The following is a 24,773-nucleotide window of genomic DNA, read 5'->3' as shown; positions in this document are numbered from 1 at the left end:
AGCGCAGCGCCACCCGGCTTTTTTCCTGGCTTAAAGGCTTAGTAGCCCATGTTTTTCTTCTTCTCTAACTCTTCTTTCGCCGTATCTGGCAGATAGAGGGTCGATTTGGTGATGGTCAGCTGTTCGGGTTTGGTGCCGTCTTTCTTGAATTTCTCAAGGGCATCAAACGCCGGACCAGCCATGTTTGGCGTCAGCTCGACGCTGGCATTCGCTTCGCCGTCGATCATCGCTTTGTAGATATCCGGTACGCCGTCGATAGAGCCGGTGAGGATATCTTTGCCCGGCTTCAGGCCCGCTTCTTTGATCGCCTGAATTGCGCCGATCACCATGTCGTCGTTATGGGCGTAAACCATGCAGATGTTTTTGCCGTTGTTTTCCGCTTTGATGAAGCTCTCCATAACTTCTTTACCTTTACTGCGGGTAAAGTCGCCGGACTGAGAACGGATGATTTTGATGTTTGGCGCTTTGGCGATGGCTTCCGCAAAGCCTTTCTTACGGTCAATCGCCACGCTCGCGCCGACGGTGCCTTGCAGTTCGACGACGTTACACGGCTTGCCATCCACCTGCTTAATCAGCCAGTCGCCAATCAGCTGCCCTTCGAGCACGTTGTTGGCGGTGACGGTGGTCATATAGAGAGATTTGTCTTTGACATCAATGGAACGGTCGAGCAGGAATACGGGAATTTCAGCGTCTTTGGCTTCTTTCAGCACCGGTTCCCAGCCCGTCGCCACTACCGGCGCGATGAAGATGGCGTCTACGCCCTGGGCGATAAACGAGCGCACTGCTTTAATCTGGTTTTCCTGTTTTTGCTGGCCATCGGCGATTTTCAGCGTGATGCCGCGCTTTTGGGCTTCGCTTTTCGCGACATTGGTTTCCGCCGCTCGCCAGCCTGATTCCGAGCCAACCTGTGAAAAACCGACGGTTAATGGTGCGGCCATCGCCATAGACGACATGGCTGCCGAAACTGCTGTGACAAGAAGTAAGCGCTTCCACATAATGATGCCCTCGTAGCCCAGGTTATTGTTGGTCAAAAGATGTTCTGCGAAAAAACTATAGCCAATGGGCGATGTAACGGATTGCGTTACATCACACTTCAGAAAAGTGAATAAAACGTTAATCACAAGTTTGTAATCGCTTTCATTCACCCATTAAATATGCGGCTGAGTTTATGGATTTTCCTGTCATGGAAAGGGTCTGAAAATGGCACGAGGATGCGGATGAGAATGAAAACAGGCGGAGACTTTCGGCGCGAGTTGGCTATAATACTCGCCACTTGTTTAGCATACATATAGGACACTCACATGAGCTTACTCAACGTCCCTGCGGGTAAAGAACTGCCGGAAGACATCTACGTTGTTATCGAAATCCCGGCCAACGCAGATCCTATCAAATACGAAATCGACAAAGACACCGGTGCGCTGTTCGTTGACCGTTTCATGTCCACTGCGATGTTCTACCCGTGCAACTACGGTTACATCAACCACACCCTGTCTCTGGACGGTGACCCGGTAGACGTGCTGGTCCCAACGCCATACCCACTGGCCCCAGGTTCTGTGGTTCGCTGCCGTCCGGTTGGCGTTCTGAAAATGACCGACGAAGCCGGTGAAGATGCGAAACTGGTTGCGGTTCCGCACACTAAGCTGAGCAAAGAGTACGATCACATTAAAGATGTGAACGACCTGCCAGAACTGCTGAAAGCGCAGATCACTCACTTCTTCGAGCACTACAAAGATCTCGAAAAAGGCAAATGGGTTAAAGTTGACGGCTGGGACAACGCAGAAGCAGCGAAAGCTGAAATCGTTGCATCCTTCGAGCGCGCTGCTAAGAAGTAATTCTTACGCCCAATGCTAAGCCCCGCGAGTCGGGGCTTTTTTGTGCCTGTCATTCCATATCCCCTTAACAATTAACCGGTTATTGTCCTACCAGAAAAGGTAGCCGTTGTTCACACAACTCAATTGATAATGAGAGTAGATATCATTATCATTTTCACTTCGTAAATAAATGTGAATAAACGTCAATGACCCTACACAATGTGAAGACCCTCAAAGCCTCCGCCGCACTCGCGGTTACTGCTGCTTTTATGCTGACCAGCGTGTCTGGTTACTCGGCCACCCTGCCAGAGAAAGACTTTATCACCCAGCCCGTGGGCCACGGTGTCTACGAACTGGCCTACGACGCAGAGGCAAAGGTGCTGTTTGCCGCCAGCGCCCCCTCTTTTGATAAAGACAAAACCAACGGCAAAATCTACAAGCTGAACCTGGAAGATCTGACCGGCACGGGCGTCATTGAAACCACGCGCCGCGCGTTTGCAACTGTGCTGGACGAAGAGAGTCAGACGCTTTACGTGGGCAATACCCTCGAAGGCTCCGTGACCCTGATCGATACGCGCACCGGCAAGGAGCTGGCCGTGATTCAGCTCGCCGACACCAGCAACCCGAAAGATATCGCCCATACCCGCGAAATGGTGCTCGATAAACAGCATCACCGCCTGTACGTTACCGGCGTGGTGGAGAAAGGCATCGTCTGGGTGGTGGATACGAAAAAGCGTCAGCTCATCAACACGCTGACCAATATGGGTGAGTACCCGACCGGGCTGGCGCTGGACGCGGAGAAAAACCGTCTGTACGTGGTGAATGGCCGCAACGACCTGATCGCTGTTGATACCCAAAGCGATACCATCGTCAGCCGGTTCAGCGTCGAACCGGAGAAAAAACACTTCTTTCTGAATATCGCCCTCGACAGCAAAAACAACCGCGCCTTCCTCACCGACCCGGATTTACCGAAGGTGCTGGTGGTGGATATCACTACCGGCAAGGTGCTCCAGCACATCGACGTCACCAACTCGCTGGCGGTGCTCTATAACGAAAAGCGTCACGAAGTTTACGTCACGCACCGCAACGCCAAGCTCATCAGCATTATCGACAGCCAGACATATCAGCTGAAAAACAGCATTGCGACCACCGCGATGCCGAACAGCCTCGCCCTCTCCTCCGACGGTAACGTGCTGTACGCCAGCATTAAACAAGACGAGAAAGTGGCAAAAGAGAAACCGGATTACGTCATCAAAATCACGCTCGATAAGCTCTGATTTCATCATCCACCACACCTTGCGGCGTAAGACCGCAGGGTGTTTTTTTTTATTTTTCCTTTTGGGTTTATGGCTATGAAAACGCGTCAATTTATTACGTTCACAGGCATGGTGGCGTTAACCGGCACACTGGTTTTACCCGCGCAGGCAGATGATGAAATGGTGGTCACCGCCACCGGCTTTTCACAACAGAAAAAAGAAGCGCCCGCGACGATTTCAAGTATCGATCGCAAAACGCTGGATATTCAGCCCGACCAGACCATCGGCGACGCGATTAAAAATATCCCCGGCGTGTCGGTCTCTAACGGCGGCAGCGATATGGCCAACGGCAGCATCATGATGCGCGGTATGGACTCAAGCTACACGGCGTTTATGGTCAATAGCGTGAAACAGAACACCAGCGAATCGCGCCCCTACGGCCAGGATATCGGTGCCGAAGCAGGCTTTTTACCGCCAATGGAAGCCATCGAACGCATCGAAGTGATTCGCGGCCCGATGTCATCCCTGTACGGCTCTGACGCCATCGGCGGCGTGGTGAACGTGATCACCAAAAAACCCTACGGCGTGGCCGACTGGACCGGCGCTATCGCCGCCAATACCTGGCTGCAGGAGCATAAAGATCTGGGCAACACCAGCCAGCTGAACCTGTTCGCAATGGGACCGCTCATCCAGGACAAACTCGGTCTGAGCATTGCCGCCGACGGGCTGGATCGCCGCGATGACGAGCGCCAGAACTACTTCGGCAAGCACAACCGTAAATCTGTCGATGCCACTCTGGGCCTCAAGGCCAGCGAAAATAACCTCTTTGACCTGAATGTGGTTGTCGGCGAGCAGGAAAAAAACCGCACCAAAAAACGCGGTACGCCGTGGATGTGGAAGTTCGATCGCGACGCCGTGACGCTCACGCACACCGGCTGGTATGCGGATGACACCATTGCCACCACTAACTACATCAACTACGAGAAAGGGCGCTCGAAGTACCTGCTCGATAACACCTCGCCGGAGTACGTGCAGACGGAAAACTACGTCGCCAACTCGCAAACCACTTTTACCTTCGATAACCATAAACTCACCGTCGGCGCGAACTTCACGCGCGAAGAGCTGAACGACCACTTCTATGAGTCGGGCAAAACGCTGCCGGGCGTCGAACCGGTCACCAAAGTGACACGCAACGGCTGGGCGCTGTTCGCGGAAGATGGCTGGACGATTAACGACTTTACCTTGACCACCTCCGCGCGCGGCGATTACGACAGCTACTTCGGCGCGCACATCACACCAAAACTGTACGGCAACTGGGCGATTTCTGACGCCTGGGCGCTCAAAGGCGGGATCTCCGCTGGCTATAAAAAACCGGAGCTGCGCGCCACCTCCGATCAGTTTGTCACGCCGCACGGATCAACGCCGCCCTATCCGTTCCTGACCGTGGGTAACGACGATCTGAAACCAGAGAAAAGCCTCAACGCCGAAACGGGCCTCTACTGGACCGGGGAAGCCGTATCGCTGGATGGCACCGTCTTCTACACCCAGTTTAAGGACAAAATCTCCGAGCAGACGATTTGCGAAACCACCGCCACCAACCAGTGCGAAGTGAACGGCTATAAAGCGGATTCCGTCGATAAATACTTTAACGTCAGCAAAGCGGATGTTTACGGTATCGAGCTGAATGGCGACTGGCAGATCACTCAGGATCTGAAAGCGAACGCGAACTACACCTACAACCACAGCGAGCAGAAATCTGGTGTGAATAAAGGCTACGCGCTGAACGACTATCCGCGCCACATGGCGAACCTGTCGCTGAACTGGGCGGCAACGCAGTCGCTGGATCTGTGGAGCAACGCGAACTACCGCAGCAGTAACCGGGACAGCAACAGCGGCACGAAGTATGAGGCTTACACGCTGGTCGATATCGGCGCGCGCTACAAGCTGAATAAGAACACGCAGCTGCTGGCGGGGATTTACAACCTGTTTGATGCGGATCCGAAACGCGAAACGTCGTGGGGAGAATACGGGCAGCTCGAAGGACGCCGGTATAATCTTGGCGCGCGCATCGAATTTTAAGGGTACCAAAAACAACGCCACCCGAAGGTGGCGTTGTTTTTATCAGTACTGGTCTCTGTCTAACCAGTTACCACTTTCAATCAGTTTCAATCCATCGACCTGACGCTGGTACACGTACATCCATGCACTGCCATACGGGGTCTGGATCAACTGGCGTGCATATTCACCGCCCCTGGTGCGCAAGGCATCAAGTTCGGCAAGTGTAGCGTTATCAATACGATAAACTTCACCCTGTACCGTCCCGTTCCCCGGAACCGCGCCTGGATAGTGGCCCAGACTGTACAACTGGTAGTTCTCGATATTGTAATTTCCCAGCAACTGGGCGTTCGTCATCCAGTGACTGTTGCCCTGCCTGGTTCGTAAACTGCCGTATACAAATATTCGCATTGCTAAAACTCAAACTGATAGAGCAAATCGAGCGCCTGGTCTACGCCAGACACCGCTTCCAGATATAGCTTAGGCATCAGCCGATAGCGTAGCGTGAGAGTTGCCAGTGAGTCAAAGATCCCCACGCCATATTTCACCTGTAGACCCGGCAGTACATAGCCGCTGACCACCACCTGCGAAGAGTCACCGACCCCCTGGGTGTCCAGCGCCAGATTACTTACGCCAAACGTCTCGCCGATTTTACCCACAACCTGACCACTTTGTGCAACCCCCAGGCCGACTAACATTGAGGTCATCGCCGCACTATCGCTCTGCTGGCTGTCCAGACCCTGCCCGCGCAGCAGATAAGAGAGCGCTTCCTGCTGCGACATCGCCGGATCGGAGAAGATCTCCGCCTTTGGCTCGTCGGCCGTTCCGGTGACACGCACCCCGGCAATCACATCGTTTTCGGTCGACTCTGGGTTACGAATCGCTTCGATGTTGAGCAGCGGCTGGTCCGGCGGGCCGGAGAACAGCAACTCACCTTTGCGCACAATCAGATCCTGGCCGTAGGCGTGGAAACGCCCTTCCGGAATGTTAATTTGCCCGTTCAGGCCCAGCCCTTGCTGATCCTGCGCCACTTTCAGGTCACCCGTCAGTCGCGCCTTCAGGCCAAACGCATCGAGACGCACGTTGTTGCCGACGTGAATGATCAGGTTACTGTTAATCGGAATCGCGGCGCTTTTGGTTTCGACCGGCTTCAGATCGTTATTCAGCATCACCTCATCACTGGAAACGCCGACGGCGCTTTCCGGCACGTCGTGAACCACGATACGTGCCCACGGCACATCGACGCGGCCATCGAGGGTAAACAGGCTCGGCGTCGCCTCGAACACCACATCCGGCGACACGTCGAGGCGCACCATTGGTGGCACCGTGATACGCACCCGGCTGCCTTTCGCCGCCACGCGCGCGCGCCAGTTATCGATCTGGCTCCAGTCGGCGTCACCGCTGAGGTTGATTTGCCCTTGCTGCGTGCGCACCACCCCGGCCAGCGTCGAGCTCATGCCGTTGAAGTTCATTGAGATCTGGCTCGGCTGCATATCAAACGGCATAAAGTTGCCGTCGATATCCACACCGTTGAGCTGCATCTGACCAAACAGCTGCGGGCTTTCGGCGTTGCCCGCCAGACGCAGATTGGCGCTGAGCATCCCCGCCGCTTTTTCGCCGCGGGAGAAGATCGGGTTCACCATCGCCAGGTTCATATTGCGAATATTGACGTTACCGCCCAGATTACGCCGTCCTTGCGGATCGGTGATCTGCACCTGGCCGTCAAACTGTCCGTTGTTGGTCAGGCGAATCAGCCAGCCCAGCTCCGCACGGTTGTTATGCAGATCCGCCGTCAGGTTCAGCGTCTCGAACGCCACCGGCAGCGGCGCGTCGTTCACCGTCTGGGTCACTTTTACGTTGCGCCCGGAGAGGGTCACGTTACCTTGCGGCAGCCCTTCTTTGGTGGTGTCCCAGGACACATCGGCTTTACCGCTAAAGACGCCGCTCGCGTCGGTGGTTTCTGGCATAAACGGCTTGAGCATCGCGAGATCGAAGCGGTTCAGATTCACCACCGCACGCCCTTCCGCACCGGCATCAATGGTCTGCGGCACGCACAGTTCGGCGTTCGGGTTAGTCCAGCAGTGTGGCCCGATGCTGATTTTCTGCTCGGCGTTGCGGTAATCCAGCGCGATGGAGCGGGACAGCGTCAGTGGCCCTACCGGCGTGCTGAACCGGGTATTATCCAGAACCCCTTTCCAGCGCTCCTCTTTGCGGTCGAAACTCCCCGTCAGATGCAGCTGGCCGGAGACCGGCTCGCCCTGCACGCGCAGCTGGAGATCGTGCTGCTTCTCGCTGCCTTTTGCGTCCAGCGTGACCAGGCTGATATTCACATCCGGCTGGGAAATCCGCTCGACGCGCAGGTTCAGGTTACCCGCGATCTGATCGGTGGATTTGACGTCACCTTTCACCAGAACGCGCGCGACGGACAGCTCCTGCCAGCGCAGATTGTTGGCGGTAATATCCGCCAACAGCTGCGGCGCGTCGACGGTGCCACGCACTTTCACTAAGCCTTTCGCAGTGCCGCCGAGGCCCGGCAGGGCATTGTCGAGATTTGGCGCGTCGATGGTGGCATCCAGATTGAGATCTTTCACGCCCAGCTCGCCTTTGATATCGGCGGTGTTGCGTCCGAGCGCCACGTGCAGTTTCGGGATGATCCACTGCAGATAGCTGTTCCCGCGCAGAGAGCCTTCGACGTTCACTTTATTCTGCTTCACGTTGCCGGTGATTTTGAGCTCCGGCACCTCCATCTGCCAGCTTTCGCCGTACAGGCTGCCGCGCGTTTTGATCGTCCCATCGAGTTTCGACGGCCAGTCCGGCACCTCTTTGGCGGTGTTGATCCCTTTGAGGTTCAGCTCGCCGCGCCAGCTGATCGCTTTCTGCCAGTCGAGCAGCGCCGTCAGTTCGGTTTTGCCTTCCAGCGCCGCCACGGAGAGTTTATCGAGGTTAATCTGCTGCTCGTTACCCTTGGCATCCAGAGTGATATCCGCAGGCGGTAACCCTTCGCCTTTCACCGACGTGCGGAACGACAGGGTGTAATCGGTCATTTTACCGCTCAGCTTGAGCTTCAGCTTATCGGCCAGGAACTGTTTTTCGCCGGTAAACGGCCAGTAAAGCTGTTCGCTCACCACCTCCAGATTCAGCGGTAAACCCGCTTCCGCCAGCTGAGTCTGCCCGCGCAACACCATATCTACCGGGCCGGAGAGATTCACGCCAAACTCCAGCTTCTCGCGCAGCGCACCGCCCACTTTCAGCTTCACCTTCTCGCCTTTGAGCGGGTCGATATTCAGGGCGCTGTTGAGGGTGATATCCACCGGCCAGTTGTCGCGCAGCAGCGCCTGCCCGGTCGCGTTCACGCTCCCCTGATTGGTATCAATATCCAGCGCATCGAGCTTCATGGTGCCGTCGATGCTGCTCACTTTCAGCAGCATGTTGAACACGGTCAAATCCGTGTCGCCCGTCAGGCGCAGCTGTTCGCCCTTAAACTCTTCGATATTCAGATTGAGCGGCAAATGAACGTCGGTCATCTCCGGCAGAACCGGCTTCGAGAAGAGATCTTTCAGGGTCTCGCCGAGCGGTTTCTCTTCCGGCTGCGGGTTCTGAATTTTCGGTTCGACGATCTCTTCCTGTGCCACTTTCGCCACTTTCGGCAGGGCGATCAGCAGCCCCTGCAGAGAGGTCGGCGTCAGCGTCAGGTTTTTCTCCTGCCAGCGCAGGCCGGAGGTGAAGTCCATCACCGAAACGGTGGTGTCGTCGATCTTAATATTGACGTTATTGAGCGCCACGCGGTACAGCGCAATCGGATAGGGAGTGGAGAGGTTCAGCGGGCCGCTGTCCTCCTCCTCGACAGGGGCAGATTTCGGCATTTTGTCCGAATCTATCGCCACGTTGACGTCTTTTAACGACAGATCGTTGACGCACAGGCTGCTGTCACGCAGACAGCTGAGCTTAACCGCAAGGTGAAACTCGCCCGCGTTCACCGCCACGCCGGGCTGCTGGTAGCGGATATTCTTCAGACGCAGATCGCGCCAGCCGCCCGTCACCTGGCCGATCTCAAGCCCTGGCACCCAGCGGTTAGCCGCGTTAAACAGCAGATGCAAGCCGGTGGTGGTGCCCACCAGGAACGCCACCGTGCCGAGCAGCAGCACGATAAAAATCAGAACGCCGAGGCTGATCTTCTTCCATAAACTCATAATTCAGGCCCCAGACCGATGTAAAACTGTAAACCGTGTTCGTCTTTGTCGCCGACCGGAACGGCGAAATCGAGCTTGATCGGCCCGACCGGTGATTGCCAGCGCACGCCTACGCCCGCACCGGTTTTGAAATCGCTTTTGCGGATATCGCTCACCGCTTCACCGCCGTCGACAAACATCGCTCCCCACCATTTGCCGCTGACGTTGTACTGGTATTCCAGCGAGCCGGTCGCCAGTTTGGAGGCCCCCATCAGCTGGCCTTTGTCATTTTTCGGGGAGATCGATTTGTATTTGTAGCCGCGAATACTGCGGTCGCCACCCGCGAAGAAACGCAGGTCTGGCGGCACACGTTCGAAATCGCCGGTTTCAATCCAACCGAGGTTTCCGCGCGTCACAAAGCGGTGTTTGTCATAGAACGTACGGATCCAGACGTTTTGCGCCTGTACTACCGAGAAATCGACGTCCGATCCCCAGGCGGTATTGGAGTAATCAATCGAGTAACGCTGGGAATCGCCCCAGGTCGGCATCAGGCCGCCGCGCGAGCGGGTACGGCTGATCATCACGCCCGGATAGAGCAGCATGGTGGTGTTGGTGACGTTTGCCTGGGTAAAGTGGTCGAGACTCCAGCGCAAATTAATCGCCCGCTGCCAGCCGCTGGAGAGGTCCCAGAAGCGCGACAGCGCGAGAGTGGTGGAGTCAGACTCCGTATCGTTTAAATCGGTACGCTTAAAGCCGCCCTGCACCAGGTAATACTGCTCCAGCGGGTTCTTCAGCAGCGGCATTTTATAGCTGAAATCGAGCTGCTGTTCCGGGGCGGAGATACTGGCGCTGGTGGTCAGACTGTGGCCGTAGGAGTTCATCCACGGCTTTTTCCACGTCGCTTTCACGCGCGGGCCGACGTCCGTTGAGTAACCGACACCGGTTTCTATGGTGTTTTCGGTACGCGGTGAAACCACTCCGTGCAGCGGTAACACTTTGGTTTTGCGCGCCTTGTCGAATTCCGGCGCAACAACCACGGAGTTAAACCAGCCGGTCGCCGACAGGCGGCGGTTCAGCTCCGCCAGATCTTTTGACTGGTAGTAATCGCCCTCTTTGAAAGGGATCAGGTTTTGCAGATACTCGTCGCGGATTTGCGAGCCTTCGAAGGTCACGTCGCCAAAACGGTAGCGTTCACCGCTATCGTAATCGATATCCCAGAACGCCTGGCGGCGGTCGAGGGCAACGCCCAGCTGGCTTTTATTGAACTGGCTGTCGAAGTAGCCCTTACGCAGCGCGACGCTGGTAAGCTCTTTTTTAAAGTGGTCGTAGTCGCCGTGATTCAGCACGGTGCCAACTTTCGGGCGCGTGCCCAGCAGATCCAGATAATCACGGTCAGTGCGCGCGCCGCCGCGCAGCACCACGTTGGTGCCGCCAATCAGCACCGGCTCGCCCTTGGAAACGCGGGCAATTAACACCTGACGGCCTTTGGCCGGTGGTGGACGTAAATCGAAATCAATGGTGGGTTCGTAGTAGCCCAGCGCTTTTAACCCTTCGCGGATCGCATCATCTACGCGCGCGCGAAAGCGCCGGTCCGGCGTCACTTCGTCACTCTCAATCGTTGACAGCTGTGCACGCACGTTTTTTTCCAGCGTCCCGGATAACCCCTCAACCTGCAAACGGACATTCGCCGCGCTGGCGACCCCGCTTGTCAGCAATAAACTGACCAAACAAAACTGGCGGATCTTTGGCACGTTCTCTCCTGAATATCCTTGTTTCCACCCCTGGAAGCAATTGATGTACCGCTCCGCGGCGTATCACGGCATAAAGCCCAAAACCCAATAAGAGGGTTGAAAAATGGCCGAGAGGCCTAATATTTCTTATGTTTAAATCTAGACTCATTCAGCGTATTTATTGTGTTCAATTAAACGCTCCATGACAACCTTAACTGAAACATCGCTGCCCCGGAGGCCCTACCGTGAGTTTATTCGACAAAAAGCATCTTGTTTCTCAAGCAGATGCACTGCCGGGACGTAATACGCCAATGCCGGTCGCTACCTTACACGCTGTGAACAATCATTCAATGACTAACGTCCCGGACGGGATGGAGATCGCCCTCTTCGCCATGGGCTGCTTCTGGGGCGTCGAGCGTCTGTTCTGGCAACTGCCGGGCGTCTACAGCACGGCGGCGGGCTACACTGGCGGTTACACGCCGAATCCGACCTACCGCGAAGTCTGCTCGGGTGATACCGGCCACGCAGAAGCCGTGCGCGTGGTGTACGACCCGGCGATCATCAGCTACGAACAATTATTGCAGGTTTTCTGGGAAAACCACGATCCGGCCCAGGGGATGCAGCAGGGTAACGATCACGGCACGCAATACCGTTCCGCCATTTACCCGCTGACGCCGGAGCAGGACGCCGCCGCGCGCGCCAGCCTGACCCGCTTCCAGGAGGCGATGAATGCCGCGGGCGATAAGCGTCACGTCACCACCGAAATCGCCAACGCCACGCCGTTCTACTACGCGGAAGATGACCACCAGCAGTATCTGCACAAAAACCCGTACGGCTACTGCGGGATCGGCGGGATTGGTGTCTGCCTGCCGCCACAGTTGGCCTGATTACTGATCCAGCGCCACGCGAGCCGCGTGGCGCGTGGCATTACTGACCGATCCAAAATCCATCACTTTGCCCTGCAACAGCAGGTTAAACACCGACGCCTGCGGCCGGTTCAGCCGCGTCTGAAGCAGGTGCACCGCCTCAATCCCCAGCTCACGACACGGCACCGTGACGCCCGTCACCGGCGCATCCAGCCGGTTTTGCAAATTCCAGGTGAAATCGGTGGTGATAATGGAGATATCCTCCGGCACGCGCAGACCGCGACGCTGCAACGCCCTGAGCACCCCTTCCGTCATACTGGTGCTGTTAGGAAAAATCACCTGCGGCCACTGGGTTTTATCGTGCCCGGCCAGCCAATCGTCGAGGGCGCGCTCGGCCTCCTCCGCCGTAAACCACTCGGTTACCATCAAATCGTTTTGCGAGTCGAACGGCACGTGAAAATGGCGGTACGCCTCTTTAATGCCGTCGAGGCGCGCGTAGAGCGTCTCACGACGCAGGCAGGTCATGGTCAGAATTCGGCGGTGGCCCTGCTCGAAGAGATGGCGCATGGCGGTAAACCCGATGGCGCGATGATCGGGCGAAACAGAATCGAGCGCCATTTCCCGATCGATGGAGTTAATTAAAACGCAGGGTTTATTCAGGGTGGTGGCGAGTTTAAAGATGGTGGAATCATCAGTGCCGATAATAATGATCGCGTTAATATTTTTATGCCCGGCTTTTTCGAGAAATAATTTTACGTCTGCGCGCTGTTCTTCTAATCCGCAATAACTGATCCAGACATCATGGGGCGCACTGGCTTCGGCAATGCCTTTCGTCACCTCAAGATAAAAAATATCCCCGCGTCCCTGAAAGGTGCGTTCTGGGGCAAACACCGCAATGCCGTTAATCAGCAGCCGCCCGCTCGCCATGGACGCCAGCACGCCAAGTTCCCGCGCGCAGCGCACTATAGCCTCGCGGGCCTTGTCGCTGGTATAGGATTTGCCGCTTAAAACCCTGGAAACGGTGCTGACGGAGTAGCCCGTCAACGCCGCAATTTCGTCCATTTTTAGCTTGCCCGGCATAGTGTGACCTCGCTCGCATTCAGTTTTTGCAATTATTTGCAGAAACAGCCTGTTGATTTTAAAACCAAATCTACCGGGCGTAGGTGTTTACTTATGCGCCTTGCGAGTATTCTCACAAAAACACATTGTCGCTGCGGTTCGCCTTTCCTATTTTCCCCTCATCACTCTTTTTAACGACTTAAGGTGTGACATGGAAAAGGTACGGTTTGGCATTATTGGTATCGGCAATATCGGCACGGTTCATGCGCGCTATCTGTTAGCGGGTGTCGTTAAAGATGCCTGTCTGACGGCGGTCTGCGAAAACGATCCCGAAAAACATCACGCCATTCGGCAGCTCGTCGGCGAGTCCGTCGCGCTCTTTCATGAGGCCGAAGAGCTGCTCACCAGCGGGCTGATCGACGCAGTCATTGTCGCCACGCCCCACTACGATCACCCCCGGCTTTCCATCATGGCGATGCGCCACGGCATTCATACCCTGTGCGAGAAACCGGCGGGCGTCTACACCGCACAAGTGCAGGAGATGAACGCCTGCGCACGCGAGTGCGACGTAGTGTTCGGCATCATGTACAACCAACGCCCTAACCCGCTGTATCTGAAAGTGAAAGATCTGATCGACAGCGGCGAGCTGGGCGAAATCCGCCGCTCTAACTGGATTATCACCAACTGGTACCGCTCGCAGAGCTACTACAACTCCGGCGGCTGGCGCGCCACCTGGAAGGGCGAAGGCGGCGGCGTACTGCTCAACCAGGACCCGCATCAGCTCGATCTCTGGCAGTGGCTGGTCGGGATGCCGGTGCGGCTGCGGGCGTTTTGCCAGTTCGGTAAACATCGTCAGATTGAAGTGGAAGACGAGGTGACCGCCTACGCCGAATACGCCAATGGCGCGACCGGGGTGTTTATCACCACCGTCGCCGAAACACCGGGAACCAACCGGCTGGAGATCACCGGCGATCGCGGCAAAGTGGTGGTCGAAGAGGGAAAACTGCGCTACTGGCGGCTGCGGGAGTCCGAAACCGACTTTAACGCCCGCTGGCAAAACGGCTTTGGCGAGCCGGAGTGCTGGGAGGTTTCCATCCCGGTCGCTGCGGAATGCAGCGAACACCACGTCATTACCGCCAACTTCTGCGCCGCCGTGCTGCGCGGCGAGCCGCTGATTGCGCCCGGGCTTGAGGGGATCAACGGCCTGACGCTCTCCAACGCCATGCATTTATCAACCTGGACGGACGACTGGGTCACGCTCCCGCTCAACGAGAAACAGTACCTGCGCCTGCTGCAACAGCGCATCGCCACCTCTGTGGACAAAGAGACCACCAGCCGCACCCTGGATGCCTCAGGCACCTGGTAACACCGGAGAAAAGAACGATGTTAAAAATCGCCATCGTGGGAACAGGGAACATCTCGCATAACCATATTCAGAGCTATTTGCAGTTCGGCCAGCGCTGCACCATCGTGGCGCTGGTGGACATCTACCCGGAAAAAGCGCACGAGAAAAAAGCGCGCTACGGCCTGAATGACGCGCGCATCTATGAAAGCCACCAGCAGATGCTGGCCGCCGAAGCGGATATTGATATCGTCGACGTCTGCACGCCGCCCTACGTCCACGCCGAAATCAGCATCGACGCCCTGAACGCCGGGTGTCACGTCCTGTGTGAAAAACCGATGGCCGCGTCGCTTGAGGAGTGCGACGCGATGATTGCCGCGCAACAAGCCAGCGGAAAAACCCTGTCGATCATCGCCCAGAACCGCTTTACCGACGCCTTCTGGCGGCTGAAAGCAGCGCTGGATTCCCGCCTGGCGGGCAAAATCTGCCACGCGCAGGTGGACTCGTTCTGGTGGCGCGGCCACTGCTATTACGACCTGTGGTGGCGCGGCACCTGGGAGAAAGAGGGCGGCGGCTGCACCCTCAACCATGCGGTTCACCACATCGACGCCATCCAGTGGATGCTGGGCTTTCCGTCGGAAGTGGTGGCGATGATGACCAACGTCGCCCACGACAACGCCGAAGTGGAAGATCTGAGCGCCGCGATTTTCAAATACCCCAGCGGCGCACTCACGCAGCTCACCGCTTCCGTGGTGCACCACGGAGAAGATCAGAAGATTGTGATTCAGGGTGAGAAAGCGCGGATCTCCGCGCCGTGGGAGGTGTTCGCCAGCGTCAGCGCCGACAACGGTTTCCCGCAGCCCACGAACGATACGACGCGCGAAACGCAGCTGAATGCGGTATTTCACGAGACGCCCAAACTCGAGTGGACGCTGCACACCGGGCAGATCCACGACCTGCTGCGCGCGGTTGAACAGCAAACCGCTCCGCTGGTCGATGGCGTGCAGGGCAAACGCTCCCTTGAACTCATCACCGCCATCTATAAATCGTCCATCACCGGAAGTGTGGTCCGACTGCCTATCTCCCGCGATGACCCGTTCTATCGCACCGGTGGCACCAACGTGCTCGCCCCGCGCTTCTACCAAAAATCCGCCAGCGTCGCCAATTTCAGCGAAACCGGCGCCATTCCATTAGGCAAAAATCTGGACCAGGGGATCTGACCATGAATAAACATGACGGTATGAATTACGCGCCCGTGGGCAAACCACAGCCGGTGGTCCAGCCCGGTGAATTTGTCTTTGCGGCGGCGGCTCTCGATCACGGCCATATCTACGGCATGTGCAACGGGCTGATGGAGGCCGGGGCGACGCTGAAATGGGTCTACGATCCCGATCCCGCGAAAGTGGATAAATTTGTGCAGCAGTATCCGCAGGTGAAGGTCGCTGACTCGCTGGAGGTGATTCTTGCCGACAGCGACGTGCAGCTGGTCGCCGGGGCGGCGGTTCCGTCCGAGCGCTGCGCGCTGGGGCTGAAGGCCATGGCCGCAGGTAAAGACTATTTCACCGACAAAGCGCCGCTGACCACGCTGGAGCAGCTCGACGATGCCAAAACGATGGTGGCGAAAACCGGGCGTAAATACGCGGTCTATTACAGCGAGCGTCTGCACGTCGAAAGCGCAGTGTTTGCCGGCCAACTGGTGAAACAGGGGGCGATAGGTCGCGTGGTACAGACCCTCGGCACGGGCCCGCACCGCGAAGGGCAAGGCCGCCCGGACTGGTTCTACGAGCGGCGCTATTTCGGCGGCATTCTGTGCGATATCGGCAGCCACCAGATCGAGCAATTCCTGTTTTACACCGGCAACCACGAGGCCACGGTGGTCGCCAGCCAGGCACGAAATTTCAACCATCCGCACCACCCCAATTTTGAAGATTTCGGCGACGCGATGCTCAAGGGTGAAAACGGGGCCAGCGGCTACTTCCGCTGCGACTGGTTTACCCCCAACGGGCTATCAACCTGGGGCGATGGGCGTCTGACGCTGCTCGGCACCGACGGGTATATCGAAATTCGTAAATATGTCGATCTCACGCGCGGCGAACAGGACGTGGTCTATCTCGTCAACAACGAGGGCGAATTCCGCTATCCGGTGGCGGGTCAGGTCGGTTTCCCGTTCTTTGGCGAGCTAATTCTGGACTGCCTGAATCGCACCGAAAACGCGATGACCCAGGCGCACGCCTTTAAAGCGGCCGAGCTGTGCGTGAAAGCGCAAATGCTGGCAAACGCGGCGGATTAACGAGAGGTGCGGATGAAAACGCTCAATGCAGCCCTTATCGGCGGCGGTGCGATCCACAGCTGCCACGTCAATGCCCTGCGCCAGATGCCTGGCGTGACCCTGCGCGCGCTGGCGGATATCAACAGCGAAGTCGGTTTGAAGCTGGCGATGGCGTATCAGTGCCGCTTTTATCAGGATTATCAGGAGATGCTGCTGGATGACGAAATCGACGTGATTCACATCTGCACGCCGCATTTCGAGCATAAACGGATGATTCTGGCGGCCCTTGCGGCAGGGAAGCATGTGTTCTGCGAAAAGCCGGTGGGGATGAACGGCGGCGAAATCACTGAGATCGCGCACGCCGCGCAGAATGCGGCGGGGCTGCTTGGCGTGTGTTATCAGAACCGGCTCAACCCCACCAGCCAGCGCATCCGACGGGAGCTGGCAGAGGGTGAGATGGGCAAGATGCTGAGTATCAAAGCCGTGCTCACCTGGTCGCGTTCGGGCGCTTATTACACCGAAAGCCCCTGGCGCGGGCGTTTTGCCACCGAGGGCGGGAGCTTGCTGATCAATCAGGCGATTCACACCCTCGATCTGATGCAGTGGTTTGCGGGCGGCGTGACGCGCCTGAAAGGGGTCGTCGACAGCGGCGAGCTGGCCGACGTGACGCAAGCCGAGGACAGCGCGATGGCGACGCTGCACTTCACCAACGGCGCGCGTGGCCTGTTTTACGCCACTAACTGCCACACCACCGACTCGCCGCTGCTGCTCGAGATTCACTGCGAAAACGGCACCTTGCAGCTGTGCGATAACGCCCTGTGGCGGTTGTGCAACGGCGAGCGGGTGAAACTGGTAAGCGACGCATCGCCAAACGGTGTCGCAAAAAGTTACTGGGGTTTAGGCCACCAGCACGCGATTGGCGGTTTTTATGCCGCCATCCAAAACCCGGAAAAAGCGGATTACACCGATATTCGCGAAGCCGGAAAATCAATCAACCTTGTGGAGGCCATTTATCGTTCATCCCAGATTCGGCAATGGATTGAGATTAATCAGCAGTGAATAAAAATCGGCCAGAATAAATCTGGTTCATAATAACCCTACTCTGAGTATCAATATTATGGTCAAACCAACTGAACGCAGGGTTGGTTATGGTGTGGCGCTTGGCTACGGCATAACCGATCTGTTTGGCGGAGGCGCTTTCGCCATTATTGGCACCTGGCTGTTATTTTTTTATACCACCTATTGCGGACTGAGCGTGCTCGAAGCCGGTTCTATCTTTGCTATTGCGCGAGTCATTGACGCCGTATTAAGCCCGATCATGGGTTATATCACCGACAATTTTGGCAATACCTGGCTCGGGCGAAAATTTGGTCGCCGCCGCTTCTTTTTATTATTAAGTTCACCGCTGATGTTTTTATATGCCCTGCTGTGGGTAACCGATATGGGCTACTGGTATTATCTCGGCACCTATTTGTCGATTGAATTATTGTCGGCGATGGTGCTGGTACCGTGGGAAACGCTGGCGGCTGAGATGACCAACCGCTACGAAGAGCGCAGCCGCTTGTCCGGAGTGCGGATGATCTGCTCCCAGCTCGGCGGTTTTCTGGCGGTGTCTGTGCCCGGCGTGATTATGCATTTCACCGGGAAAGATAATCCGTTTACTTATACCCTCACCGGATTAATCTTCTCCTGCGTCTTTTGTCTCGCGGTATTTATTACCTGGCGCACCACCTGGGAGGCGAAAGATGTACATCAGGAGTCCGATTTTAAAATTGAGACCCACCGCAGTAGCGGTTTACTCAATCACCTGAAATATCTGGTACTGGATCTCTTCTCCGCCTTCCAAATTCGCGCCTTTCGTTTACACATCATCATCTATATTTTCTCGTTTACCGCGATGGATGTGTTCGGTTCAGTTTTTACTTATTACGTGGTTTATTGTCTGAGTCAGGACGCAGCGGCGGTTTCCGGCTGGCTCAGTATCGCCGCGTTCGCCTCGGTGCCGGGCACTTACGGATTTATGCTGCTGTTAAACCGGCTGAATATTTCCCCGTCGGCGGCGCTGCGAATCGCTTACGGCTGTATATTCTTCGTGCTGGCGTTCTTGTTCGCCGTCTATTACACGGAAACCCAGGTCCCTGCCCTGCTGTTCTCGGCGGTCTTTATTCTGCTTGGCGCGGCGCGTGCCGGGTTGTATTACATCCCGTGGAACATCTACAGCTTTATTCCTGACATCGACGAGATGGTCACCCAGCAGCGCCGGGAGGGGATTTTTGCCGGCGTCATGGTGCTGACGCGTAAAAGCACCGTCGCGCTGGCGATCATGCTGATCGGCGTGGTGTTGCAGGAGTCCGGGTTTGTGAAAGGCAACGGTGCGCAGCCTGAATCGGCCCTGTACGCCATTATCGGCCTGATGCTGTTCGCCACCTCCGCGCTGCTGGCGGTGAGTTTCATCACTACCTATAAATTCACCCTAACGCGCGACACCCACAAACTGCTGCTCAAAGAGATCGCCCGTCGCAAGCTGGGCGGCGATTACCGCGACTGCGATGCGCATACCCGGGTGGTCATTAAACAGCTCACGGGCTATGAGTACGACGAGGTCTGGGGCGGTAACGCCGCACGGCGACCGGTGGATAATGTCAGTTTGTCCTAATTAAGGGGCCGGGCAGCACACGCCTGCCCGGCCTGTTTTTGCCAAAAATGTGACCTCTGGCGGATTTACACACGTTTACGCTATACTACCCGCTGAAATAATCGGCTCAACGCTACGAGCCGATGTTCAATGTGTCTTCACACAAACGAAATCAACTTCCCTTCCGAGGATCTGGCGAGAAGCCGGATAAACTATGTTAAACAGTATTTTAGTAATACTTTGTCTTATTGCCGTCAGTGCATTTTTCTCGATATCTGAGATTTCGCTGGCCGCCTCCCGCAAGATCAAACTTAAACTGCTTGCCGACGATGGCAATCTCAATGCACAACGCATCCTGAAAATGCAGGAAAATCCCGGTATGTTCTTTACCGTGGTGCAAATCGGTCTGAACGCCGTCGCCATTCTCGGCGGTATCGTGGGTGACGCCGCCTTTTCTCCGGCCTTCTATAGCCTGTTCTCGAAGTACTTCTCGCCTGAACTGTCCGAGCAGCTGAGCTTTATTCTCTCCTTCTCACTGGTGACCGGCCTGTTCATCCTGTTCGCGGATTTAACCCCGAAACGCATCGGTATGATTGCGCCAGAAGCTGTGGCTTTGCGCATCATCAACCCGATGCGCTTCTGCCTGTACGTGTTCCGTCCGCTGGTCTGGTTCTTTAACGGCCTGGCAAACACCATTTTCCGCCTCTTCAAACTGCCAATGGTGCGTAAAGATGACATCACGTCTGATGATATTTACGCGGTGTTTGAAGCCGGTGCGCTGGCAGGTGTTCTGCGTAAGCAGGAGCATGAACTGATCGAGAACGTGTTTGAACTCGAATCCCGTACCGTGCCGTCCTCCATGACCGGGCGCGAAAACGTGATTTGGTTTGATCTGCACGAAGACGAGCAGAGCCTGAAAAACAAAGTGGCCGAGCATCCGCACTCCAAGTTCCTGGTCTGTAACGAAGATATCGATCACATCATCGGCTACGTCGATTCAAAAGACCTGCTGAACCGCGTGCTGGCTAACCAAAGCCTGGCGCTGAACAGCGGTGTGCAGATCCGCAATACCCTGATTGTGCCGGACACCCTGACGCTCTCCGAAGCGTTGGAAAGTTTCAAAACTGCGGGCGAAGACTTCGCGGTGATCATGAATGAATACGCGCTGGTCGTAGGTATCATTACGCTCAACGACGTGATGACCACCCTGATGGGTGACCTGGTCGGCCAGGGTCTGGAAGAGCAGATCGTCGCGCGCGATGAGAACTCATGGCTGGTGGATGGCGGCACGCCGATTGAAGACGTGATGCGCGTGCTGGATATCGACGAATTCCCGCAGTCGGGCAACTACGAGACGATTGGCGGCTTTATGATGTTTATGCTGCGTAAAATCCCGAAACGTACCGACTCGGTGAAGTTCTCCGGCTATAAGTTTGAAGTGGTGGATATCGACAACTACCGCATCGACCAGCTGCTGGTGACACGCATCGATAACAAACCGACCGTGCTGGTGCCGAAGCTGCCGGACGCGGAAGAGAAAGCCTCGGCGTAAGTGCCCCACAAACATCAACGGCTCCCAATGGGAGCCGTTTTTATATACTGCTTTAACTACTGCATAGCACGCGGTTAAGCCATCTCAGTTTGCAGACGCATAACCTGGCGGTTGACTTCGGACATCACAGAATAGTGCTGTTTGTCCTTCACTTTCGGGATAAGAATTTTGCCCTTATCAAATTCGAAAGCGCCAACATCCTTGATGTACAACCGTCCTCGGAACAGGATCTTCACGTACTTCGCCACCTGAAGCGGGTTGTAGCGTTGGAAAATTTTCATTCTTGTATCTCCTGCGAATCATACGCTCTTGCGGCGCCACAATCGGGCCGACTGTCCTGAGCGCAAATTTATTGCTCAATGACTATAGACCAGAAAAACGTTGATACCCAGTATGCATAAGTTTATTTACCGTTTGATTACAAATATTCAGAACATTCTTTGCATAGCATTTCTAAAAGCAGTATAAGCCTTCGTTTTTTTACGGATATGTGCGTTCGCCCGCAAACTGGCACTCGGATTGCGGGAAAAGCCGATTGATCGCACTTATGATTAAACCGTAAGACCAAGTGGTCGGATCACCTGCAACTATAAGGAAACACCATGACCCTTCGTAACATCCTGGCCGCAGCGTGCCTGTTACTGCCGCTGATGGCTTCCGCACACAACATTGAAAAGGGACAACGTGTGCCACCAGTCGGTATTGCCGATCGGGGAGAATTGATTCTCGACAATGATAAGTTTAGCTATAAACCCTGGAATAGCGCGCAGCTCGCGGGCAAAGTGCGAGTGGTGCAACATATTGCCGGTCGTACCTCGGCAAAAGAGAAAAATGCCACCCTCGTGGAAGCGATTAAGACTGGCAAATTCCCGCACGACCGTTACCAGACCACCACCATCGTGAACACCGATGACGCGATTCCAGGCTCGGGCATGTTTGTGCGCAGCAGCCTGGAGAGCAACAAAAAGCTCTATCCGTGGTCGCAGTTTATTGTCGACAGCGATGGCGTGACGCGTAAAGCCTGGGGTCTGGAAGAGGAGAGTTCAGCGATTGTGGTGCTGGATAAAGATGGCCGCGTGCAATGGGTGAAAGACGGCGCGCTGACGCAGGAAGAGGTGCAGCAGGTTGTCGCCCTGCTGCACAAATTGCTCGGTCAGTAAATCGAAACCCGGAAGCCCGGATTTAAGAACGACTCGCGCGGGGTGTAGTCCAGTGGCTTGCCCTGCCAGTCGTGAACGTGTGCGCCCGCGGCAGACGCCACCGCATGGCCTGCCGCCGTATCCCAGACGTTGGTTGGCCCAAAGCGCGGATACAGCTGCGCCTGCCCTTCCGCCACCAGGCAGAATTTCAGGGACGAGCCAATCGACGTCGTCTGGTGCTCGCCGATTTGATGCAGATACTCCTGCAGCTCAGCGTCACTGTGGGAACGGCTGATGACCACCAGCGGTGGTCGCGCGTCGCGCACCTGGATGGGCTTGCGCGTACCGCTCTCTTCTTTCCACGCCTTGCCTTCTGCGGCGCTGTACATCACCTTCAGCACCGGCGCGTAGACCACGCCCAGCACCGCTTTCCCGTTTTCAATCAAGGCAATATTGACGGTAAACTCACCGTTACGCTTGATAAATTCTTTGGTGCCATCCAGCGGGTCCACCAGCCAGTAGCGCTGCCAGTGCTGGCGCACATCCCAGCTCTGCGGATCTTCTTCAGACAGCACCGGGATATCCGGCGTCAGGGCCTGAAGCCCTTTGAGGATCACCTCGTGGGCCGCGAGATCGGCCGCTGTCACCGGCGAGTCATCCGCTTTGCTGACAACGTCCATCGGCTTTGTGCCATCGTAGACCTGCATAATGGCATCACCCGCATCCCGTGCGAGCTGACAAATTTTATCTAACATTATCCACCTCTTCGTTATCGCAGTGGTCATAACTTATTGTTTTAGTTATATCGTATTGTTAACAATTCCGCTATCTGTGAAGCAATTCTGGTTTCACGACGCTTTTTTCTGGCAGGATTCACACTTCTGTAAGCAACAAAATATACATACATATTCTTTTGTGGCTTGGATCGTAAAAAGGACTCCTCTGATGATTAAGTTTAGCGCAACGCTCCTGGCAACGCTGATTGCCGCAAGCGTGCAGGCCGCGACGGTAGATCTTCGCATTCTGGAAACTACCGACCTGCATAGCAACATGATGGATTTCGATTACTACAAAGATACCCCGACCGAAAAATTCGGACTGGTACGCACCGCAAGTTTGATTAACGCCGCGCGCGGCGAGGTGAAAAACAGCGTGCTGGTCGATAACGGCGACTTAATTCAGGGTAGTCCGCTCGGCGATTACATGGCGGCGAAGGGGCTGAAAAAAGGCGATATTCACCCGGTTTATAAGGCGTTGAATACCCTGGATTACGCCGTCGGTAACCTCGGAAACCACGAGTTTAACTACGGGCTGGATTATCTGCATATGGCGCTCGCTGGCGCAAAATTCCCGTACGTTAACGCCAATATCATCGACGTTAAGACCCAAAAGCCGCTGTTTACGCCCTATCTGATTAAAGAGACTGAGGTCGTGGATCAGGACGGTAAAAAGCAGACGCTGAAAATCGGCTATATCGGGTTTGTGCCACCGCAGATCATGACCTGGGATAAAGCCAATCTCTCGGGCAAAGTGACCGTTAATGACATCACCGAAACCGCGCGCAAGTACGTTCCGGAAATGCGTGAGAAAGGGGCTGATCTGGTGGTCGTGGTGGCGCACTCCGGACTGTCTGCCGATCCGTATCAGGCGATGGCCGAGAACTCCGTCTATTACCTCAGCGAAGTACCGGGCGTTGACGCCATTCTGTTTGGTCACGCGCACGCGGTCTTCCCTGGCAAAGATTTTGCCAGCATTAAAGGTGCCGATATCGAGAAAGGAACCCTCAACGGCGTGCCGTCGGTGATGCCCGGCATGTGGGGCGATCATCTGGGTGTGGTGGATCTGGTGCTGAATAACGATGGCGGAAAATGGCAGGTCACCCAGTCGAAAGCCGAAGCGCGCCCAATCTACGACGCGGCGGCGAAAAAATCGCTGGCGGCAGAAGATAAAAATATCCTGAACGTGCTGAAACACGATCACGATGCGACCCGCGAATTTGTCAGCAAGCCGGTCGGGAAATCCTCCGACAATATGTACAGCTACCTGGCGCTGGTGCAGGACGATCCCACTGTTCAGGTGGTGAATATGGCGCAGAAAGCCTACGTTGAGCGCTTTATTCAGGGCGATCCGGACCTGGCGAAACTGCCGGTGCTTTCTGCGGCGGCTCCGTTCAAAGTCGGCGGGCGTAAAAACGATCCGGCCAGCTACGTTGAAGTGGAAAAAGGTCAGCTCACCTTCCGCAACGCGGCGGATCTCTATCTCTATCCGAACACGCTGGTAGTGGTAAAAGCCACGGGGAAAGAGGTGAAAGAGTGGCTGGAGTGTTCCGCCGGTCAGTTTAACCAGATCGACGTTCACAGCAGTAAGCCGCAGTCGCTGATCAACTGGGACGGTTTCCGCACCTATAACTTCGACGTGATTGACGGCGTGGAATACCAGATCGACGTGTCACAGCCGGCGAAATACGACGGCGAGTGCCAGACGGTGAACCCGCAGGCGGAGCGTATCAAGCATCTGACCTTCCAGGGTAAACCGATCGACCCGAACGCGGTATTCCTGGTCGCGACCAATAACTATCGCGCGTACGGCGGCAAATTCGCCGGGACCGGCGATAGCCATATCGCGTTTGCATCACCGGACGAGAACCGCTCGGTGCTGGCGGCGTGGATTGGCGAGCAGTCGAAAAAGGATGGCGCGATCCATCCGGCGGCAGACAATAACTGGCGTCTGGCCCCGATTCAGAGCGCGTCTAAGCTGGATATTCGTTTTGAGACATCACCGTCTGACAAAGCGGCGGCGTTTATCAAAGACAAAGCGCAGTATCCGATGAGCAAGACCGGAACCGATGATATCGGGTTCGCGATTTATCAGGTGGATTTGAGCAAGTAAA

Annotated in this window: 19 protein-coding genes; 12 read left to right on the top strand and 7 right to left on the bottom strand. The window is 55.8% G+C overall.

The genetic code is table 11. From position 1 onward, the window contains the following. Nucleotides 1–38 precede the first annotated feature (38 nt). Nucleotides 39–995 (bottom strand): galactofuranose ABC transporter substrate-binding protein YtfQ, encoded by a 957-nt coding sequence (gene ytfQ / locus C0560_RS02675; protein ID WP_095284160.1) that lies wholly within the window; start codon nt 993–995, stop codon nt 39–41. A gap of 306 nt (nt 996–1,301) precedes the next feature. Between ytfQ and ppa the strand changes: the two genes are divergently transcribed. From ppa to C0560_RS02660, 3 genes are all read left to right on the top strand, one after another. Then, entirely contained in the window at nt 1,302–1,832 is a 531-nt protein-coding gene (gene ppa, locus C0560_RS02670) for an inorganic diphosphatase (protein WP_064324598.1), read from the top strand. A 185-nt stretch (nt 1,833–2,017) separates the two neighbouring features. Continuing rightward, nucleotides 2,018–3,088, top strand: a complete 1,071-nt coding sequence (locus C0560_RS02665; protein WP_248859571.1) for a YncE family protein — start codon at nt 2,018–2,020, stop codon at nt 3,086–3,088. A 75-nt stretch (nt 3,089–3,163) separates the two neighbouring features. Beyond that, nucleotides 3,164–5,146 carry a TonB-dependent receptor domain-containing protein gene (locus tag C0560_RS02660; protein WP_107702370.1) on the top strand — a complete coding sequence of 661 codons (1,983 nt, stop codon included), beginning with the start codon at nt 3,164–3,166 and terminating at the stop codon, nt 5,144–5,146. Between the two features lie 42 nt (nt 5,147–5,188). On the opposite strand, the gene C0560_RS02655 is transcribed toward C0560_RS02660, so the two are convergent. The 3 genes from C0560_RS02655 to tamA are packed head-to-tail and all read right to left on the bottom strand — an operon-like array spanning nt 5,189 to nt 11,042. After that, nucleotides 5,189–5,533 carry a gamma-glutamylcyclotransferase gene (locus C0560_RS02655; protein ID WP_248859569.1) on the bottom strand — a complete coding sequence of 115 codons (345 nt, stop codon included), beginning with the start codon at nt 5,531–5,533 and terminating at the stop codon, nt 5,189–5,191. Between the two features lie 2 nt (nt 5,534–5,535). Then, nucleotides 5,536–9,312 (bottom strand): autotransporter assembly complex protein TamB, encoded by a 3,777-nt coding sequence (tamB, locus tag C0560_RS02650; protein WP_248859568.1) that lies wholly within the window; start codon nt 9,310–9,312, stop codon nt 5,536–5,538. After that, nucleotides 9,309–11,042 carry an autotransporter assembly complex protein TamA gene (gene tamA / locus C0560_RS02645; RefSeq protein ID WP_100777850.1) on the bottom strand — a complete coding sequence of 578 codons (1,734 nt, stop codon included), beginning with the start codon at nt 11,040–11,042 and terminating at the stop codon, nt 9,309–9,311. The genes tamB and tamA overlap by 4 nt, the downstream gene beginning before the upstream one ends. 224 nt (nt 11,043–11,266) lie before the next feature. Here tamA and msrA point away from each other — a divergent pair, with 224 nt between their 5' ends. Beyond that, nucleotides 11,267–11,908, top strand: coding sequence for a peptide-methionine (S)-S-oxide reductase MsrA (gene msrA / locus C0560_RS02640; RefSeq protein ID WP_100777851.1), 642 nt, complete (start codon nt 11,267–11,269; stop codon nt 11,906–11,908). Here msrA and C0560_RS02635 read toward each other — a convergent pair whose 3' ends face one another. Next, a complete protein-coding gene (locus C0560_RS02635; RefSeq protein ID WP_248859566.1) occupies nt 11,909–12,967 on the bottom strand; it encodes a LacI family DNA-binding transcriptional regulator in 1,059 nt (352 codons plus the stop codon). Nucleotides 12,968–13,157: 190 nt separating this feature from the next. Here C0560_RS02635 and C0560_RS02630 point away from each other — a divergent pair, with 190 nt between their 5' ends. From C0560_RS02630 to C0560_RS02605, 6 genes are all read left to right on the top strand, one after another. Further along, nucleotides 13,158–14,312, top strand: coding sequence for a Gfo/Idh/MocA family protein (locus tag C0560_RS02630; RefSeq protein ID WP_248859564.1), 1,155 nt, complete (start codon nt 13,158–13,160; stop codon nt 14,310–14,312). Between the two features lie 17 nt (nt 14,313–14,329). Next, complete coding sequence (locus C0560_RS02625; RefSeq protein WP_248859562.1) at nt 14,330–15,508, top strand: Gfo/Idh/MocA family protein; 1,179 nt, start codon at nt 14,330–14,332, stop codon at nt 15,506–15,508. A gap of 2 nt (nt 15,509–15,510) precedes the next feature. Next, entirely contained in the window at nt 15,511–16,578 is a 1,068-nt protein-coding gene (locus tag C0560_RS02620; protein ID WP_123429600.1) for a Gfo/Idh/MocA family protein, read from the top strand. Nucleotides 16,579–16,590: 12 nt separating this feature from the next. Then, entirely contained in the window at nt 16,591–17,616 is a 1,026-nt protein-coding gene (locus C0560_RS02615; protein WP_248859560.1) for a Gfo/Idh/MocA family protein, read from the top strand. A 58-nt stretch (nt 17,617–17,674) separates the two neighbouring features. Further along, the gene (locus C0560_RS02610) at nt 17,675–19,213 is read left to right on the top strand and encodes an MFS transporter (protein WP_248859559.1); all 1,539 of its coding nucleotides are present in this window, start codon (nt 17,675–17,677) and stop codon (nt 19,211–19,213) included. Between the two features lie 193 nt (nt 19,214–19,406). After that, on the top strand, nt 19,407–20,744 hold the full coding sequence (locus tag C0560_RS02605) for a hemolysin family protein (RefSeq protein WP_100777858.1): 1,338 nt from the start codon (nt 19,407–19,409) through the stop codon (nt 20,742–20,744). A 74-nt stretch (nt 20,745–20,818) separates the two neighbouring features. Here the strand turns inward: C0560_RS02605 and C0560_RS02600 are convergent, their stop codons facing one another. Continuing rightward, nucleotides 20,819–21,025, bottom strand: coding sequence for a DUF1107 domain-containing protein (locus tag C0560_RS02600; RefSeq protein WP_012015808.1), 207 nt, complete (start codon nt 21,023–21,025; stop codon nt 20,819–20,821). Nucleotides 21,026–21,346: 321 nt separating this feature from the next. Between C0560_RS02600 and C0560_RS02595 the strand changes: the two genes are divergently transcribed. Then, a complete protein-coding gene (locus tag C0560_RS02595; protein ID WP_100777859.1) occupies nt 21,347–21,904 on the top strand; it encodes a YtfJ family protein in 558 nt (185 codons plus the stop codon). Here the strand turns inward: C0560_RS02595 and cysQ are convergent. Next, nucleotides 21,898–22,638: a 3'(2'),5'-bisphosphate nucleotidase CysQ gene (gene cysQ / locus C0560_RS02590; RefSeq protein WP_100777860.1), complete on the bottom strand. Its 741-nt coding sequence runs from the start codon at nt 22,636–22,638 to the stop codon at nt 21,898–21,900. The genes C0560_RS02595 and cysQ overlap by 7 nt on opposite strands. A 190-nt stretch (nt 22,639–22,828) precedes the next feature. On the opposite strand from cysQ, the gene C0560_RS02585 reads away from it, so the two are divergent. Further along, nucleotides 22,829–24,772 carry a bifunctional 2',3'-cyclic-nucleotide 2'-phosphodiesterase/3'-nucleotidase gene (locus tag C0560_RS02585; RefSeq protein ID WP_102104457.1) on the top strand — a complete coding sequence of 648 codons (1,944 nt, stop codon included), beginning with the start codon at nt 22,829–22,831 and terminating at the stop codon, nt 24,770–24,772. Nucleotide 24,773 lies beyond the last annotated feature (1 nt).

The organism is Lelliottia sp. AC1 (assembly GCF_023278595.1).
GTDB classification, from domain to species: domain Bacteria; phylum Pseudomonadota; class Gammaproteobacteria; order Enterobacterales; family Enterobacteriaceae; genus Enterobacter; species Enterobacter nimipressuralis.
The sequence above is the reverse complement of the archived record's forward strand: the minus strand, read 5'-3'. Positions and strand labels throughout refer to the sequence as shown.

What these genes read in the sequence shown, in the direction of transcription:
- C0560_RS02605 (WP_100777858.1), top strand. Translation starts at nt 19,407, where the DNA reads ATGTTAAACAGTATTTTAGTAATACTTTGTCTTATTGCCGTCAGTGCA.
- C0560_RS02655 (WP_248859569.1), bottom strand. Translation starts at nt 5,533, where the DNA reads ATGCGAATATTTGTATACGGCAGTTTACGAACCAGGCAGGGCAACAGT.
- cysQ (WP_100777860.1), bottom strand. Translation starts at nt 22,638, where the DNA reads ATGTTAGATAAAATTTGTCAGCTCGCACGGGATGCGGGTGATGCCATT.
- C0560_RS02660 (WP_107702370.1), top strand. Translation starts at nt 3,164, where the DNA reads ATGAAAACGCGTCAATTTATTACGTTCACAGGCATGGTGGCGTTAACC.
- tamB (WP_248859568.1), bottom strand. Translation starts at nt 9,312, where the DNA reads ATGAGTTTATGGAAGAAGATCAGCCTCGGCGTTCTGATTTTTATCGTG.
- C0560_RS02620 (WP_123429600.1), top strand. Translation starts at nt 15,511, where the DNA reads ATGAATAAACATGACGGTATGAATTACGCGCCCGTGGGCAAACCACAG.
- C0560_RS02665 (WP_248859571.1), top strand. Translation starts at nt 2,018, where the DNA reads ATGACCCTACACAATGTGAAGACCCTCAAAGCCTCCGCCGCACTCGCG.
- C0560_RS02615 (WP_248859560.1), top strand. Translation starts at nt 16,591, where the DNA reads ATGAAAACGCTCAATGCAGCCCTTATCGGCGGCGGTGCGATCCACAGC.
- C0560_RS02595 (WP_100777859.1), top strand. Translation starts at nt 21,347, where the DNA reads ATGACCCTTCGTAACATCCTGGCCGCAGCGTGCCTGTTACTGCCGCTG.
- ppa (WP_064324598.1), top strand. Translation starts at nt 1,302, where the DNA reads ATGAGCTTACTCAACGTCCCTGCGGGTAAAGAACTGCCGGAAGACATC.
- C0560_RS02610 (WP_248859559.1), top strand. Translation starts at nt 17,675, where the DNA reads ATGGTCAAACCAACTGAACGCAGGGTTGGTTATGGTGTGGCGCTTGGC.
- C0560_RS02625 (WP_248859562.1), top strand. Translation starts at nt 14,330, where the DNA reads ATGTTAAAAATCGCCATCGTGGGAACAGGGAACATCTCGCATAACCAT.
- C0560_RS02600 (WP_012015808.1), bottom strand. Translation starts at nt 21,025, where the DNA reads ATGAAAATTTTCCAACGCTACAACCCGCTTCAGGTGGCGAAGTACGTG.
- ytfQ (WP_095284160.1), bottom strand. Translation starts at nt 995, where the DNA reads ATGTGGAAGCGCTTACTTCTTGTCACAGCAGTTTCGGCAGCCATGTCG.
- C0560_RS02635 (WP_248859566.1), bottom strand. Translation starts at nt 12,967, where the DNA reads ATGCCGGGCAAGCTAAAAATGGACGAAATTGCGGCGTTGACGGGCTAC.
- C0560_RS02630 (WP_248859564.1), top strand. Translation starts at nt 13,158, where the DNA reads ATGGAAAAGGTACGGTTTGGCATTATTGGTATCGGCAATATCGGCACG.
- C0560_RS02585 (WP_102104457.1), top strand. Translation starts at nt 22,829, where the DNA reads ATGATTAAGTTTAGCGCAACGCTCCTGGCAACGCTGATTGCCGCAAGC.